Genomic DNA, 16,045 nt, shown 5'->3' on the forward strand with positions numbered 1-16,045 from the left:
GAGTATTTGGGAAAAGATGAAGGGGCGGTCAGGATCTGGCCGCCTCTTTCAGTTTGTAGATCAGATCCAAGGCTTCGCGCGGGGTCAGCTCGTCCGGTAGGATCTGGTCCAGCATATCGGTGACGGGCGATGCTTTCGGGACCGGCGGCGGCGGGGGTGGTGCGGCGGAAAACAGCGGCAGATCATCGATCAACGCCTTTTGTTTGCCGCCCTCGCGCTCGGTCTTCTCCAGCTGGTTCAGTACCACACGCGCGCGCTCGACCACGGATGCGGGCAGCCCGGCCAATTGCGCGACCTGCACGCCATAGGAGCGGTCGGCGGCGCCCTTGTGGACCTCGTGCAGGAAGATCACCTCGCCGTCCCATTCCTTGACCGCGACGGTGGCGTTTTCGACGCCCTCCAGCTTGCCGGCCAGCGCGGTCAGCTCGTGGTAATGGGTGGCGAACAGGGCGCGGCAGCGGTTGGCGGCGTGAAGATGCTCCAGCGTGGCCCAGGCGATGGACAACCCGTCATAGGTGGCGGTGCCACGACCGATCTCATCGAGGATCACCAGCGCCCGGTCATCGGCCTGGTTTAGGATGGCCGCGGTTTCCACCATCTCGACCATGAAGGTCGATCGGCCGCGCGCAAGGTCGTCAGAGGCGCCCACGCGGCTGAACAGCTGGCTGACCACGCCGATATGAGCCTGCTCGGCCGGGACGTAGCTGCCCATCTGGGCCAACAGGGCGATCAACGCATTCTGGCGAAGGAAGGTTGATTTACCCGCCATGTTCGGGCCGGTCAGCAGCCAGATGGCGGCGCCGTCCTCGGCGCCGAGGTCGCAGTCATTGGCGATGAAGGCATCGCCGCTTTGCTGGCGCAGCGCGTGCTCTACCACCGGATGCCGACCGCCCTGAACGCTGAACGCCCGGGACGCGTCTACCTGTGGTCTGCACCAGTTTTCACCGCGGGCCAGATCTGCCAGCGCGGTGGTCATATCCAGTTCGGCCAACCCTCGGGCGGCTTGATTAAGTCGCGCAGCGAGGTTCAAAATCTCATCAGAAAGCCTTTGATAGAGCCGCTTTTCGATCTCCAATGCCAGGTTGCCGGCATTCAGGATGCGGGTTTCGATCTCGCTGAGTTCAACCGTGGTGAAGCGCACCTGGTTGGCGGTGGTCTGACGGTGGATATAGGTCTCGGAAAAGGGCGGGTTCAGCATCTTCTCGGCGTGGGTGGCCGTGGTTTCGATGAAATAGCCCAAAACGTTGTTGTGCTTGATCTTCAACGAAGCGATGCCGGTATGTTCCGCATATTTCTGCTGAAACCCGGCAATGACCGAGCGGCCTTCGTCGCGCAGGGTGCGGGCCTCGTCCAGTTCGGCGTCGAAACCCGGCGCGATGAAGCCGCCATCGCGCGCCAGCAGCGGCGGGTCGGCGACCAGCGCCTGATCCAGCAGGTCGAGCAGATCGTCAAAGCCCACGAGGTTCTGCACCGCAGTCGCCAGCAGCACCGGCAGGTCCTGACCTTCGCAGATCTCGGCAATTGCCTGCGCCTGCGCCAGACCGTTGCGGATGGCGGCCAGATCGCGCGGGCCGCCTCGGTCCAGCGACAGGCGAGACAGGGCGCGGTCCAGATCCGGCGTTTTCCGCAATGCTTCACGCAGGTCTGACGCGACAAGACTGTATTCGGCCGCAAAGCTCACTGCGTCCAGTCGGGCGTGAATGACATCCAGATTGCGTGAGGGGCTGGACAGGCGTTGCTCAAGCAAACGCGCACCGCCCGGGGTCACGGTTCGATCGACTACCGAAAGCAGTGAACCGGCACGCCCGCCAGCCAGGGACCGGGTCAGCTCCAGATTGCGGCGCGTTGCAGCGTCGATCTGTACAGCGCGGTCTTCGGATTCCTTCAGTGGCGTTTGCAACAGGGGCAGTTTACCCTTCTGTGTGATCTCCAGATAGTCGATCAGCGCGCCCATCGCGGACACTTCGGCGCGTCCAAAGCTTCCGAAAGCATCCAGCGCACCCACGTGAAACAACCCGCAGATGCGTTTTTCAGCCGCCGTGCTGTCAAAACTGGCCCGCCCGACAGGGGTGATGGAAATACCCAAGTCACGGACCGGCTCGTTCAGTTTGTCTTGCATGCCATCAGCCACGATCAGTTCCGACGGCGCCAGTCGGGCCAGCTCGGGGCTGAGCCGGACCGAGGTCAGCGGCATCACGTGGAACGCCCCGGTCGAAATGTCGGCCCAGGCCAGCGCGGCCTCATCCCGGACTTCGGCATAGGCGGCCAGAAAGTTGTGGCGGCGGGCCTCCAACAGCGCGTCTTCGGTCAGGGTGCCGGGGGTGACAAGGCGCACGACATCACGCTTTACGACTGATTTAGAGCCTCTTTTCTTGGCCTCGGCCGGGCTTTCCATCTGCTCGCAGACAGCCACGCGAAAGCCCTTGCGGATCAGCGTCAGCAGGTAGCCCTCGGCGGAATGCACCGGCACTCCGCACATCGGAATGTCTTCGCCATTGTGCTTGCCACGTTTTGTCAGGGCGATGTCCAGCGCCTCGGAGGCGTTGACGGCGTCTTCAAAAAACATCTCATAGAAATCGCCCATGCGGTAAAACAGCAGGGCATCCGCGTGGGCCTCTTTGATTTCCAGGTATTGCGCCATCATCGGCGTGACATTGGACAAGGCTGCTCCCCTCTGGCGTATTCCGGCGCGACCTTACAAACCCGGCCCCTGCGACGAAAGGTGAAAACGTATTGTCGTTGAGACGCGCCTTTGCCTGCGCTATGAGGCAAAAGCCCAACAGATGTAAAGAAACGACATATCCGATGCCCAAAGCGAAGATCACCAAAGAAGAGGCGCTGGCCTTTCACCTCGACCCGACCCCCGGCAAGTGGGAGGTGCAGGCAACCGTCCCGATGACCACGCAGCGGGATCTTTCGCTTGCCTACAGCCCGGGTGTGGCCGTTCCATGCGAAGCAATCGCCGAGAACCCAGAAACCGCCTATGACTATACCAACAAGGGCAACCTGGTGGCCGTAATCTCGAACGGAACGGCGGTGCTGGGGCTTGGCAACCTTGGCGCGCTGGGCTCGAAACCGGTGATGGAGGGGAAATCCGTTCTGTTCAAACGGTTCGCTGACGTGAACTCGATCGATATCGAGCTGGATACAGAAGACCCGGATGAGTTCTGCCGCGCGGTTCGACTGATGGGGCCGACCTTCGGCGGGATCAACCTGGAAGACATCAAGGCGCCCGAGTGTTTCATCATAGAACAGCGCCTTAAGGAAGAGATGGACATCCCCGTCTTTCACGACGACCAGCACGGCACGGCGGTGATCTGTGCGGCGGGGCTGATCAACGCGCTGCATATTTCGGGCAAGAAGATCGAGGATGTGAAGATCGTTCTGAACGGGGCCGGGGCGGCGGGGATCGCCTGTATTGAACTGCTCAAATCCATGGGCGCGCGGCACGAGAACTGTATCGTCTGTGACACCAAGGGCGTGATCTACCAGGGCCGGACCGAGGGCATGAACCAGTGGAAGTCGGCCCATGCGATCACCACGGATCTGCGTACTCTGGAAGAGGCCATGAAGGGCGCGGACGTCTTTCTTGGTGTTTCGGTCAAGGGCGCGGTCACGCAGGAGATGGTCGCAAGCATGGCCGATAATCCGGTGATCTTTGCCATGGCCAACCCCGATCCGGAAATCACCCCGGAAGAGGCGCACGAGGTCCGCGTGGACGCCATCGTGGCGACCGGGCGCAGCGACTATCCCAACCAGGTCAACAACGTTCTGGGCTTTCCCTATTTGTTCCGCGGCGCGCTGGACATTCACGCGCGTGCCATCAATGACGAGATGAAGATCGCCTGTGCCCATGCACTGGCCAATCTGGCGCGCGAAGACGTACCGGATGAGGTCGCGATGGCTTATGGCAAATCGCTGACCTTCGGGCGCGACTACATCATTCCCACGCCGTTTGATCCGCGCCTGATCCACCGTATTCCGCCCGCTGTTGCCAAGGCGGGGATGAATACCGGCGCAGCCCGCCGTCCGATCATCGACATGGATGCGTATGAGCTGAGCCTGAAGTCCCGGATGGACCCGACCGCAAGCATTCTGCGCGGGCTGAACGCCCGGGCGCGACAGGCGCAAGGCCGCATGATTTTTGCCGAGGGCGATGACCCCCGCGTGCTGCGTGCGGCAGTCATGTATCAGCGCTCGGGCTTCGGAAAGGCGCTGGTCGTTGGTCGCGCCGATGACGTCAAAATCAAACTTGAGGCTGCCGGGCTCGGAGATGCAGTGCGTGAGCTGGAGGTGGTGAACGCCGCCAACACCACTCACCTCGATACCTATAAGGAATTCCTCTATAAACGCCTGCAACGTAAGGGGTTTGACCGCAAGGATATCCACCGTCTGGCCGCGCGCGACCGACATGTGTTTTCGTCTCTGATGCTGGCACATGGACATGGCGATGGTCTGGTTACGGGCGCAACCCGGAAATCAGCGCATGTGTTGGATCGGATCAATCACGTCTTTGACGCGGATGCGGCTCATGGCGCTGCTGGTGTCACGGCATTGCTGCACAAGGGCCGGATCGTCCTGATAGGTGATACGCTGGTTCACGAATGGCCGGATGAGAATGATCTGGCCAATATCGCCGAGCGCGCAGCCGCCGTTGCCCGCCATATGGGTCTGGAGCCGCGCGTTGCTTTCGTCAGCTTCTCGACCTTTGGCTATCCGGTGTCGGAACGTGCGGAAAAAATGCATGTCGCCCCGGAAGTCCTGGACGGACGTGGTGTGGATTTCGAATACGAAGGCGAGATGACCGTCGACGTTGCCCTGAACATGGATCAGCAAGAAGCTTATCCATTCTCGCGCCTGACCGGTCCTGCGAACATTCTGATCGTTCCCGCGCGGCATTCGGCCAGCATCTCGACCAAGCTGATGCAGGAAATGGGCGGTGCCACCGTGATCGGGCCGATCCTGTCGGGTGTCGACAAGCCGATTCAGATTTGCTCGACCGTCTCAACAGCGAACGATATTCTGAACATGGCCATTCTGGCCTCGTGCGACATCGGATAAACCATGACGATCTGGAACCTCGGCTCGATCAACGCGGATATGGTCTATGACCTGCCGCATCTGCCTGCGCCGGGGGAAACTCTGGCCGCCCACGGGCTGGATCGGTTCCTTGGCGGAAAAGGTGCCAATATGTCAGTGGCGGCTGCGCGGGCCGGATCGCGCGTCAGCCATATCGGTGCCGTCGGGCATGATGGCCGCTGGGCGAAGGACCGACTGACGGAATATGGCGTGGACACACGCTATATCTCGGAGGTGGATCTGCCGACGGGGCACGCGATCATTGCGGTGGACGCCGAGGGCGAGAATCTGATCATCCTCTATCCGGGGGCCAACCATGCCTTGGATATCAGCCATCTTGGGCAGGCCCTGTCATCGGCAAGCACCGGTGATCTGCTGATCTTGCAGAATGAAACCAACGCACAGGTCGAAGCCGCGCAGTTGGGGCGCAAACTTGGACTGACCGTATGTTACGCCGCCGCACCGTTTCAGGCACAGGCGGTTCAGGCGGTTCTGCCCTATCTGGGTTTCCTGATCCTGAACGAGATCGAGGCGGAACAACTGCGGCAGGAAACCGGGATGGGTGCGGCTGACCTGCCCGTGCGACATGTCATTGTCACGCTGGGCTCAAAAGGTGCCCGGTATTTGCAGCAGGGCAAAGACCCGGTGGAATTTGCGGCCCACAAGGTTCAGGCCGTGGATACCACCGGGGCAGGTGATACATTTACCGGCTACGTACTGGCTGGAATGGATCGCGGAATGCCGATGGAACAGGCCATTCTGCAAGCGAACCGCGCCGCTGCCCTGATGGTCACGCGGCACGGAACCGCGGATGTCATTCCTGATCTGAGAGAAGTGCGCGACGCGACCTTTGATTAAGACCCGGCGAAAGGCGCATCTGAACCCCAAAGCTGTTTGACACGCGCGTCACGGCCACAGGCTTTGCGATATGCTTTATAGGCGTTGTGCTGACGTTTGGGCCCAAAGCGGGTAAGGATCAGCTTGTTCCCTTTGTAGTAATCCTGATGATAGGCCTCGGCAGGGTAAAACGTGCCCGCCTTCAGGATCGGGGTGACAACATTTTGACCCAGGGCTCGTCGTGCTTCTTTCTTCGCCTGTTCAGCCAACGCCTTTTCGCCTGTGTTAGAGACGAATATCGCAGTTCGATAGCTGTCGCCCCGGTCGCAGAACTGGCCGCCGGCATCCGTCGGATCAACCGAGCGGAAGAACATGTTCAGCAGAGTTTCACGTGAGACGCGGGCCGGGTCAAAAGTGATCTGAACTGCTTCATAATGGCCGGTGCCACCTTTGGAGACCTGATCATAGGTGGGGTTGGCCGATTTGCCGCCGGTATAGCCCGACACGGCCCCGATAACGCCCGGTACAGATTCAAAATCGGACTCGACACACCAGAAACACCCCCCTGCAACTGTCAGCGTTTCGGCACCTGCCGCGGGGGCAGGCAGGGCGCGCAACATCATCGCAAGTGTGATCAGGGCAAACAAAATGGCCGGTTTGAAGGCGTCCAGATAAGCAGTCCGTGACATGTCGGGTCTCCTTTCCGCACCAAGGTGACCCGAACCCGGATGACATTCAATTGCCTGACATCTGATGTCACGGGCTGGTGAGGCAAGTTTATCGGCGCCGGATGTCGGTGGAACACCTTGCGCCGGGCCGTCTTGGCGGTGGGACAGGGTGCCCCGGCGGGGGGCAGTCCGCGATGAACCTGCTTTCGGCTTAACCCAGCAACTGCCCCAGTTTCATCGCAACGCCCATATTGCCCGAGATTTTGAGCTTGCCCAAAGCGACACCTGTCATCGGGTTCAGTTTTCCGGTCAGAAGCTTGGTCAGGTTGTCCTGCGAGATGCGGATCGTGCAATCCGTTTCCTGGTCCTGAGTCGATGCCTGACTGTCCGCCAGAACAATAACGCCGTCCTCACCACAATCGAATTTCAACGAGCCGTCAAAGGTTTTGCCGTTCAGACCTTTTTGAATTTCGTCGGCGATGTCCTGAAGCATCCGGGTTCCTTTCGCAGTTTCCGAATGCGTAAAGCGTCAGGTATCGAACAGGCAAGGCTGACCCAACTGGAACTTCCGATCACGATGCGCCAAGGCTCTGAACGGTTCGTGCGCAAGGCTCGCCGTCGTAGAAAGCATCAAGAACGGCCTGAAACTCTGCCGGAGCATCTGCCACCGAGGAAAACAATGTCATCGAAGAGCGAAGCTTTTTTGCGTCAATCCCGCCCAGAATGTCGCTGGCGTCGCGCCCCTGATGCAGCAACATCAACGAGGCCGCTTGTGTCAGACGGCGGCGCAGTACGGGGTGGTTCAGATAGCGCGTGGCTTCGTCCAGATCTTCGATGCCGTAAAGCTGCGCCATATGGGACTGGCCCAGCTCGGCCAGTTGCGGAAACACGAACCACATCCAGTGGCTGGTTTTCTGCCCCTGTTCCAGTTCGCGCAGGACATCGGCCCAAACCGTGTCCTGCGCCTCGATGAACATATCGAGTTCGTCGTCGTTATCGTCTTCGTCGATCACTTGGACAAACGCTTGTCACGTGCGGCCAGCAGTTTCAGACGCAGCGCGTTCAGCTGGATGAAGCCTGCCGCGTCGGTCTGATCATAAGCACCTGCATCTTCTTCAAAAGTGACATGTGCCTCGGAATACAGCGAGTGATCCGACCAGCGGCCCACGGTCGAGGCCAGACCCTTGTACAGCTTCACCCGTACGGTGCCGGTGACATGTTCCTGGCTCTTGTCGATGGCGGCTTGCAGCATCTCACGTTCAGGTGAGTACCAGAAGCCGTTGTAGATTAGTTCCGCATATTGCGGCATCAACTGGTCCTTCAGGTGCATCGCGCCGCGGTCCATGGTGATGGATTCGATGCCGCGATGCGCCTCAAGCAGGATGGTGCCGCCGGGCGTCTCATAGATACCGCGCGACTTCATGCCCACGAAACGGCCTTCCACAAGGTCCAGACGACCGATGCCGTGCTTGCCGCCATATTCGTTCAGCTTGGTCAGCAGGGTGGCCGGGCTCATCGCCTCGCCATTGATGCTGACCGCGTCGCCTTTTTCAAAGCCGATTTCGATGAACTCCGGCTCGTTCGGGGCATCTTCGGGGTGGACCGTGCGCTGGTACACATAATCAGGCGCCATATCCGCAGGATCTTCCAGAACCTTTCCTTCGGACGAGGTGTGCAGCAGGTTGGCATCGACCGAGAAGGGCGCCTCGCCGCGCTTGTCCTTGGCGATCGGGATCTGGTTCTGTTCCGCAAACTCCAGCAACTTGGTGCGGCTGGTCAGGTCCCACTCGCGCCAGGGTGCGATCACTTTGATATCGGGGTTCAGCGCATAGGCCGCCAGTTCGAACCGCACCTGATCGTTGCCCTTGCCGGTCGCACCGTGGGCGACCGCATCGGCACCCGTCGCTTCGGCGATCTCAACCAGACGCTTCGAGATCAGCGGCCGCGCGATGGACGTGCCCAGCAGGTACAGCCCCTCGTACTGCGCATTGGCGCGGAACATCGGGAAGACGAAGTCGCGGACAAATTCTTCGCGGATATCCTCGATATAGATGTTCTCGGGCTTGATGCCCAGCAGCTCGGCCTTTTTGCGAGCAGGCTCCAGCTCCTCACCCTGACCCAGATCGGCGGTGAAGGTCACGACCTCACAGCCATATTCGGTCTGCAACCATTTCAGGATGATCGAGGTATCAAGGCCACCGGAATAGGCCAGAACAACTTTCTTGGGCGCGGACATCTGACTTCCCTTTATGCGTAGAACGATTGGCCCCTAGCGGGTTTTGCACGCGGGGGCAAGTTGTGAGGATTGACGCAGTGCCTGAATTGGGGTGAAACGGATGCAGAGAATAACAAGCATTGGTTGAAGGGGCGGTTTCAAATGTTGGGATGGCAAATATTCGTGCATTCGGTGCGGATGGTATTTGGAAACATCAAGCAGGTGCTACAGATTACGGTTGGCCCTGCCCTGATTGCGACGATCATCATCGTGGGCGTGTTCATGGCGCTTGGTATTCCGCTTGAGGCGCTGGATGAAAGCGCAGTTGATCTGCCACCGGGTGTAACCGCAGGTTCAGCCTTTGTTTTTGTGGTCGTTTTGCTGGCGGTAATGTTCGTCACCATGTTCTGGATTGCGGTGTCATGGCACCGCTTTATCCTGATGGAAGAGTACCCCACGGGAATACTGCCGACCTTCCGTTTCGACAGGATTCTTGCCTATTTCGGTCGTTTTCTGATGTTGGGGATTTTGATGGTGATCGCTTATATCCCCATGGGTCTGGTCGCCGCTGCATTAGGCGAAGGTCTTGCAGGGCTTTCGATCATTCTGATGATTGCATACTCCGTTTTTCTGGTCGTATGCTTCTATCGCCTGTCAATTATTCTGCCCGCGGCGGCGATAGGAAATCCCATATCGCTCGGTGAGGCTTGGAACAACACATCCGGGGTCAGCGGTGCAATCTTGTTGCTGCTCCTCGTTGCATTCCTGTTCCAGGTGTTGGTGCAGCTGGCTTTCGCCGCCTTGGCAATAATACCGGTGCTGGGCGTTTTGCTGACAGTGTTCTTCGGCACGCTCATCCTTCCGATGATCAACGTCAGTATCTTTACTACAATGTACGGCGTCTTCATCGAAAAGCGCGAACTGTCATAAGCGGCGTACACATATGTATTCCTTGCCCTTATCGCGACGATGGGGCAGGGAAACGGGCATGACTGATTTCATGACCCGCGCCCGCGCCGCCGAACAGGCGATGCGCTCTGTGTTTCCGGCGACGCCATTGCAGCGGAATGCCCATCTGTCTGACCGCTACGGCGCCGATATCTGGCTCAAGCGCGAGGACCTCAGCCCGGTGCGGTCCTACAAGATCCGCGGTGCGTTCAACGCCATGCGCAAGCAGCAGGGGCAGGACCTGTTCGTCTGTGCCAGCGCGGGCAACCACGCGCAGGGCGTGGCGTTCATGTGCAAGCATCTGGACGTCAAAGGCGTGATCTTCATGCCGGTGACGACCCCGCAGCAGAAAATCCAAAAGACCCGCATCTTCGGCGGCGACAATATCGAGATTCACCTCACCGGCGACTATTTCGATGACACGCTGGCCGCCGCGCAAGCGTGGTGCACACAGCAGGGCGGGTATTTTCTGTCTCCGTTTGACGACGTGGATGTCATTGAAGGCCAGGCATCATTGGCGGTCGAGATCGAAGAGCAAATGGGCGGTGTGCCGGATCACGTCGTTTTGCCGGTTGGTGGTGGGGGCATGTCTTCGGGCGTGGCCACGTGGTTCGGGGATCGCAGCCATTGTCTGTTTGTCGAACCGGCCGGCGGTGCCTGTTTGCGCGCTGCGCTGGCTGCGGGGCATCCTGTGTCGCTGGATCATGTGGATACCTTCGTCGATGGCGCTGCGGTTGGACGGATCGGTGAGAAACCGTTCGAACTGCTGAAATCACGCCATCTGTCGGACGTACTGGTTCTGTCCGAGGACCGAATCTGCACCACCATGATCGAGATGCTGAATGTCGAAGGCATTGTTCTTGAGCCCGCTGGCGCGCTGGCGATCGAAGCGGTGGGCGATATCCAAAGCTTTGTGCGGGGCAAAACCGTGGTCTGTGTAACGTCGGGCGGCAATTTCGATTTCGAACGCCTGCCCGAGGTCAAAGAACGCGCCCAACGCTATTCCGGGGTGAAGAAGTATTTCATCCTGCGCCTGCCGCAGCGCCCCGGCGCGTTGAAAGAGTTTCTGGGTATTCTGGGCCCCGAGGACGATATCGCCCGTTTTGAATACATGAAAAAATCGGCGCGCAATTTCGGCTCGGTCCTGATCGGGATCGAAACCCGCAAGCCTGAAAACTTCATGCGTCTGTTCGCGCATCTGGATGAGGCAGGGTTCACCTACACCGATATAACCGAAGACGAAACGCTGGCGCAGTTCGTGATTTAATCCAGATTCTGGCGCAGCTCAGCCTCGAATTTCTGTTTCGAGCTGTCAAATACGGCCAGAATAGCGGGCAGATCGACATCCTCGCCCTGACCCGCGGCCGCCTGCCGTTCGCCGTCCTGACAGAGTTTCGAGAACTGATCGAATCCAAGACTGAGCGCGCTGCCTTTCAGGAAGTGCAGGTTCTGTTCCAGTTCGGACCGGCTTGTATCCTGATGCAGGCGGGCGATGACCTCCTGCACTTCTTCCAGAAAGATGTCGACCACTTCATCAAACTCATCCGGGCCAACCTCGTCCCGCAATTGTCGGACTCTGCCCCAGTGGATCATACTGCGTCACCTGCCGTTGAACATGCGCTTTCAGGAATAGGCAACAGCAGTAAAAACCGGGTTAACGGCCAAGCTGGATTGCTGCCTTCGGTCTTCACCGGATGTTAAAACCGTCGCCACTAGGATCGCCCTGTGTGAATGAACGCATCAGGTCAGAGGGTAAATGGTGCCAAGGGCGAGTCTTGAGGAAACCAGATCAGATCTGGATTTCGGCGCGATCCGTAAGGTGCTGGTTGTTGATGACAGCCGTCTACAGCGGCGCATCCTGGTCGCATCGCTCAGAAAATGGGGCTTTGAGGTGGTCGAGGCCGATACGGGCGATGCCGCTTTGGCGCATTGTCTGGACGATCCGCCCGATCTTGTTCTCAGCGATTGGGTCATGCCGGGGATGAGCGGGCTTGAGTTCTGCAATGCGTTTCGCGCCCTGGATTCCGATCAATATTGTTATTTCATCCTCCTGACTTCCAAAAGTGAAAAGCAGGAGGTTGCGCGCGGGCTGGATGCCGGGGCAGACGATTTTCTGATCAAACCCCTTGAGGCGGATGAATTGCGGGCGCGCATATCCGCAGGTGCGCGCATTCTGGACATGCAGCGCGAGCTTTCGCAGAAAAATCGCCTGATTGAATCCGCGCTGGAAGAACTCAGGCTGGCGCATGACGCGATCGACAAGGACCTCATACAGGCCCGAAAAATCCAGGAATCGCTGGTTCCGGAGTTTACGCGGAGCTTTGGAAAATCCCGGGTCAGCCTGTTGTTGAAACCCTGTGGCCATATCGGAGGAGACCTCGTTGGCATGTTTTCGCCCGGGGTCAATCGGCTGGGGTTCTACAGCATCGATGTATCCGGACATGGCATCACCTCGGCCATGATGACGGCGCGTCTGGGCGGTTATCTTTCCAGCAAGCATTTCGATCAAAACGTCGCAATGGAGAAGAGGTTCAACAAATTCTATGCACTCCTGCCTCCGGAAGACGTCGCCAGCATGCTCAATTCCCGATTGATGGCGGATGAAGGGATCGAGGAATACTTCACGATGGTCTACGCCATTGTGGATCTTCGAAACGGGCATCTCAAGATGGTGCAGGCCGGGCATCCGCACCCGCTTCTGCTGCGGCAGGATGGCAGCACTGAATTTCTGGGTGATGGCGGGTTGCCGATCGGGCTGATCGAAGACGCGAGCTTTCAGCAAATCGAGATTCACATGAAACCCGGCGACAAACTGTTGGTGTACTCGGACGGGTTTACCGAATGTCAGCTTGCCGAAGGCGGTTTGCTGGAGGAAGACGGTTTGCGAGAGATGGCCCAGCAGTGCATTTCTGAAAAGGGCGGGTCAGAGTTTCTGGACGACATGTTCTGGCGATTGACTCAGGAGATTTCGCCCAAAGATGGTATTGGGGATGACGTATCCGCCGTATTCTTTGAATATAACGGGCCTTAAAGCGAACTGAGATGCAATTCCGCAAAGTGCCGGTCACCGTCATTGCCCAGCAATTCAACGGCATCGGCGGCTTCCATCCACAATGCTTCGTGGAATGCCTCGGTCGGCGGGCCTTTGCGGCGTACGGGACGGGCGCGGTAGATCAGGCAGACCTTTTCGGCCCACAGATCGTATTCGGGCATATAGGTGAACCGGCGAAAAGCGCCGACGCGACGCGGGTTGGCGACGTGCCACCCGGTTTCTTCATAGACTTCGCGATGCAAGGCCGAAATCGGTGATTCGCCCGGATCGATGCCTCCACCCGGCAATTGCAGATCCGGGCCCGGCTCGGTCTGACAGGTCAACAGCAACTGGCCGCCACGTGGCAAAAGGGCGTATACGCCAACCCTTCGGGTGTATTTCCGCCCCGTCTCGGGGGTTTCACCGAACCGCCTGATCATGTATGGCCCCTTACAACCCGATCTGTACGACCTATATGGTGCCGGTATGCCAACCTGTGGCGTGTAAGGAAACCCCATGTCTCTTGGAACAAAAATCGCGTGGGACGATACCGTCCTGCCCTTTCAACTTGATGCATCCGACATGCGCGGCCGCGTGGCCCGTCTGGATGGCGTGCTGGATGGCATCCTGAAACAGCATGACTATCCTGAACAGGTCGAGGCGCTTGTGGCCGAGATGGCCTTGCTGACCGCGTTGATCGGCCAAACGGTTGCGCTGCGCTGGAAATTGTCGTTGCAGGTGCAGTCCAAAGGGGCGGTCCGCATGATCGCCACCGACTATTATGCGCCGCAGGAAGAGGGCCAGCCCGCTCAGATTCGGGCTTATGCCAGCTTTGACCGGGACCGGCTTTCCAATTCCGCGCCTTTCGATCAGGTGGGCGAAGGGTATTTTGCCATCATGATCGATCAGGGCGGGGGTACGCAGCCGTATCAGGGCATTACTCCGCTGGCCGGTGGATCGCTGAGCGCCTGCGCCGAGTCGTATTTTGCGCAATCCGAACAGCTGCCGACGCGGTTCTCGCTGAGCTTCGGCAAATCGACCGAGCCGGGCGTGGGCGAGCATTGGCGTGCAGGCGGCATCATGCTGCAACACATGCCCAAAGCGTCGCCTTTTGCCGCGTCGGGCGAAGGAACCGGTGACATCCTGACCGCTGCCGATCTGGTCGACGGCGAAGAAGGTGAAAACTGGGGTCGCGTCAATATCCTGCTGGATACCGTCGAGGATTTGGAGATGATCGGCCCCTCTGTTGCGCCGACCGACCTTCTGGTTCGCCTGTTTCACGAGGAACAGCCGCGTGTCTATGATGCGCAATCTGTGCAATTTGGCTGCACCTGTTCCGAGGATCGCGTGCGACAGAGCCTGTCGATCTATTCGGCCAAGGATATCGAAAAGATGACCACGCCCGAGGGCGAGGTCACCGCGGATTGTCAGTTCTGCGGGGCTCATTATGTATTGGACCCGGCCACTGTCGGGTTCGACGCCGAAGACACCAAAGGTGCATGACCCGGTTGAAAAGATCCGGGCGGCCCTGCGCCGCCCCGGTCACGGGTCCAGCGATTTTGATCTGAACCCGGATACCGTTCTGCCGCCCGGGCGCCGGTTGCGGCCCGCCGGTGTTCTGGTGGCCATTTCCCTGGCTGATGACACACCGCAGGTCATCCTGACCAAACGCTCATCCGCGCTGAAGCATCACCCGGGCCAGATTGCCTTTCCCGGCGGCAAACAGGACGAAACCGATGCCGATGTTACGGCTGCGGCTCTGCGGGAAGCTGAGGAAGAGATCGGCCTGCCCCCGGAAATGCCCGAGATCCTGGGATTTCTGCCGACGCACGAGACCGTGACCTCGTTCACTGTGACACCGGTTGTCGCGGTTTTGCGGGACAGGTTCCAACCCGTGCCTGAACCCGGCGAAGTGGACGAAGTTTTCTCGACCCCCCTTGCTCATCTTTTGAATCCTGAGAATTATCTGGTCGAGTCGCGCCGATGGCGCGGCCAGAGACGCAGATATTACGCAGTTCCGTACGGCCCCTATTACATTTGGGGCGCGACCGCCCGCATATTGCGCGGGCTTGCAGCACGGGTGAATGAATGATGCTGATTGACGAGCCATGGATTAGTGACCCAGCGACCCAAAAAGTCTGTTCGGCCCTGACCTCATCCGGGGCTCAGGCGCTTTTCGTGGGTGGCTGCGTGCGCAACGCGCTGCTTGGCGCACCAGTGTCGGATATCGACATTGCCACCGATGCAAAGCCCGGGCAGATCGTTGAATTGGCGCAGGCTGCCGGGCTCAGGGCCATTCCGACCGGCATCGAACACGGTACGATCACAGTGGTCAGCGCGGGCATCCCGCACGAGGTCACGACCTTCCGCCGTGACGTGGAAACTGATGGCCGGCGCGCGGTCGTGGCGTTTTCCGATCACGTCGAAGAAGACGCGGCGCGACGGGATTTCACCATGAACGCACTCTATGCCCAACCCGATGGCACCGTGCTGGACCCGCTTGGAGGCCTTCCCGACCTCGAGGCCCGGTTGGTGCGGTTTATCGGAACGGCCGAGAACCGCATTCGCGAAGACTATCTCCGCTCGCTTCGCTACTTTCGTTTTCACGCCTGGTACGGGGATCCGGATGGCGGTTTCGACCCCGATGCGCTGGCCGCCATCGGTGCCAATCTTGACGGGCTGGAGTCGTTGTCGCGTGAGAGGGTCGGGGCAGAACTGCTGAAATTGCTGGCATCGCCTGATCCGGCTCCCGCCGTTGCGACCATGCGCAGTACCGGTGTTCTGGCCCGGGTGTTGCCGGGAGCGGACGACCGGTCTTTGGCCCCTTTGATCGCGCTGGAACGGGCGGCTGGTGCCGATCCCGATCCGGTGCGCCGTCTGGCAGCCATTGCTGCGCCCGAGGATGCCGCGACATTGCGGTTGAGCCGTTCGCAGTTGCAACGCCTGACAAGGATGCGTGAAGAGGCACAGGCCGAAACCAGTATAGCTGAACTGGGATACCGCTATGGCGACGAAGGCGGATTGCACGAGACGCTTTTGCGCTGCGCCTTTCTGGAACAACCCTGGTCCGAAGATTTGCGGCGCGATCTGCACGCCGGGGCAGCAGCGCGTTTCCCTGTCCAGGCCAGGGATCTGATCCCCAACTTCACAGGCCCGGCGCTGGGCAAGAAGCTGGCCGAGCTGGAAAAACGCTGGATCGCTTCCGGTTTTGCGCTGTCTCGCGAAGAGTTGCTGGCACACTAGTGCGAAGTCTCAAAAAGGGATGAC

Annotated in this window: 15 protein-coding genes; 8 read left to right on the forward strand and 7 right to left on the reverse strand. The window is 59.3% G+C overall.

Annotation, left to right across the window (positions count from 1 at the left end):
* Window positions 1-28 precede the first annotated feature (28 nt).
* Window positions 29-2,644, reverse strand: a complete 2,616-nt coding sequence (gene mutS / locus AC2FF8_RS12180) for a DNA mismatch repair protein MutS (protein ID WP_496879917.1) — start codon at window positions 2,642-2,644, stop codon at window positions 29-31.
* Between the two features lie 161 nt (window positions 2,645-2,805).
* Between mutS and AC2FF8_RS12185 the strand changes: the two genes are divergently transcribed.
* Both AC2FF8_RS12185 and AC2FF8_RS12190 read left to right on the forward strand, forming a co-directional pair.
* Window positions 2,806-5,061 carry an NADP-dependent malic enzyme gene (locus AC2FF8_RS12185; RefSeq protein WP_171206495.1) on the forward strand — a complete coding sequence of 752 codons (2,256 nt, stop codon included), beginning with the start codon at window positions 2,806-2,808 and terminating at the stop codon, window positions 5,059-5,061.
* Between the two features lie 3 nt (window positions 5,062-5,064).
* Entirely contained in the window at window positions 5,065-5,937 is an 873-nt protein-coding gene (locus AC2FF8_RS12190) for a ribokinase (protein WP_496879813.1), read from the forward strand.
* Here the strand turns inward: AC2FF8_RS12190 and msrA are convergent.
* From msrA to AC2FF8_RS12210, 4 genes are all read right to left on the reverse strand, one after another.
* Window positions 5,934-6,605 carry a peptide-methionine (S)-S-oxide reductase MsrA gene (gene msrA / locus AC2FF8_RS12195; protein WP_496879814.1) on the reverse strand — a complete coding sequence of 224 codons (672 nt, stop codon included), beginning with the start codon at window positions 6,603-6,605 and terminating at the stop codon, window positions 5,934-5,936. The genes AC2FF8_RS12190 and msrA overlap by 4 nt on opposite strands.
* 190 nt (window positions 6,606-6,795) lie before the next feature.
* Window positions 6,796-7,077, reverse strand: coding sequence for an SCP2 sterol-binding domain-containing protein (locus AC2FF8_RS12200; RefSeq protein ID WP_117871291.1), 282 nt, complete (start codon window positions 7,075-7,077; stop codon window positions 6,796-6,798).
* 79 nt (window positions 7,078-7,156) lie between these two features.
* Window positions 7,157-7,561: a DUF1810 domain-containing protein gene (locus AC2FF8_RS12205; protein ID WP_170345983.1), complete on the reverse strand. Its 405-nt coding sequence runs from the start codon at window positions 7,559-7,561 to the stop codon at window positions 7,157-7,159.
* Between the two features lie 32 nt (window positions 7,562-7,593).
* The gene (locus tag AC2FF8_RS12210) at window positions 7,594-8,820 is read right to left on the reverse strand and encodes an argininosuccinate synthase (RefSeq protein WP_480685544.1); all 1,227 of its coding nucleotides are present in this window, start codon (window positions 8,818-8,820) and stop codon (window positions 7,594-7,596) included.
* Window positions 8,821-8,961: 141 nt separating this feature from the next.
* Here AC2FF8_RS12210 and AC2FF8_RS12215 point away from each other — a divergent pair, with 141 nt between their 5' ends.
* Together AC2FF8_RS12215 and ilvA are read left to right on the forward strand one after the other, a co-directional pair.
* On the forward strand, window positions 8,962-9,729 hold the full coding sequence (locus tag AC2FF8_RS12215; RefSeq protein ID WP_171640424.1) for a hypothetical protein: 768 nt from the start codon (window positions 8,962-8,964) through the stop codon (window positions 9,727-9,729).
* Between the two features lie 58 nt (window positions 9,730-9,787).
* Window positions 9,788-11,014, forward strand: coding sequence for a threonine ammonia-lyase IlvA (gene ilvA, locus AC2FF8_RS12220; protein ID WP_170345826.1), 1,227 nt, complete (start codon window positions 9,788-9,790; stop codon window positions 11,012-11,014).
* Here ilvA and AC2FF8_RS12225 read toward each other — a convergent pair.
* Window positions 11,011-11,340, reverse strand: a complete 330-nt coding sequence (locus AC2FF8_RS12225) for an Hpt domain-containing protein (RefSeq protein ID WP_170345824.1) — start codon at window positions 11,338-11,340, stop codon at window positions 11,011-11,013. The genes ilvA and AC2FF8_RS12225 overlap by 4 nt on opposite strands.
* A gap of 163 nt (window positions 11,341-11,503) precedes the next feature.
* On the opposite strand from AC2FF8_RS12225, the gene AC2FF8_RS12230 reads away from it, so the two are divergent.
* On the forward strand, window positions 11,504-12,778 hold the full coding sequence (locus tag AC2FF8_RS12230) for a PP2C family protein-serine/threonine phosphatase (protein WP_170345821.1): 1,275 nt from the start codon (window positions 11,504-11,506) through the stop codon (window positions 12,776-12,778).
* Here the strand turns inward: AC2FF8_RS12230 and AC2FF8_RS12235 are convergent.
* Window positions 12,775-13,218 (reverse strand): NUDIX hydrolase, encoded by a 444-nt coding sequence (locus tag AC2FF8_RS12235; RefSeq protein ID WP_171364095.1) that lies wholly within the window; start codon window positions 13,216-13,218, stop codon window positions 12,775-12,777. The genes AC2FF8_RS12230 and AC2FF8_RS12235 overlap by 4 nt on opposite strands.
* Before the next feature lie 76 nt (window positions 13,219-13,294).
* On the opposite strand from AC2FF8_RS12235, the gene hslO reads away from it, so the two are divergent.
* The 3 genes from hslO to AC2FF8_RS12250 are packed head-to-tail and all read left to right on the forward strand — an operon-like array spanning window position 13,295 to window position 16,021.
* The gene (gene hslO / locus AC2FF8_RS12240; RefSeq protein WP_496879815.1) at window positions 13,295-14,281 is read left to right on the forward strand and encodes an Hsp33 family molecular chaperone HslO; all 987 of its coding nucleotides are present in this window, start codon (window positions 13,295-13,297) and stop codon (window positions 14,279-14,281) included.
* Complete coding sequence (locus tag AC2FF8_RS12245; protein ID WP_496879816.1) at window positions 14,274-14,870, forward strand: CoA pyrophosphatase; 597 nt, start codon at window positions 14,274-14,276, stop codon at window positions 14,868-14,870. The genes hslO and AC2FF8_RS12245 overlap by 8 nt, the downstream gene beginning before the upstream one ends.
* Entirely contained in the window at window positions 14,867-16,021 is a 1,155-nt protein-coding gene (locus AC2FF8_RS12250) for a CCA tRNA nucleotidyltransferase (protein ID WP_170345815.1), read from the forward strand. Before AC2FF8_RS12245 ends, AC2FF8_RS12250 begins: the two co-directional genes overlap by 4 nt.
* Window positions 16,022-16,045 lie beyond the last annotated feature (24 nt).

The sequence above is a fragment of the Ruegeria sp. YTSA144 genome, from assembly GCF_059610125.1.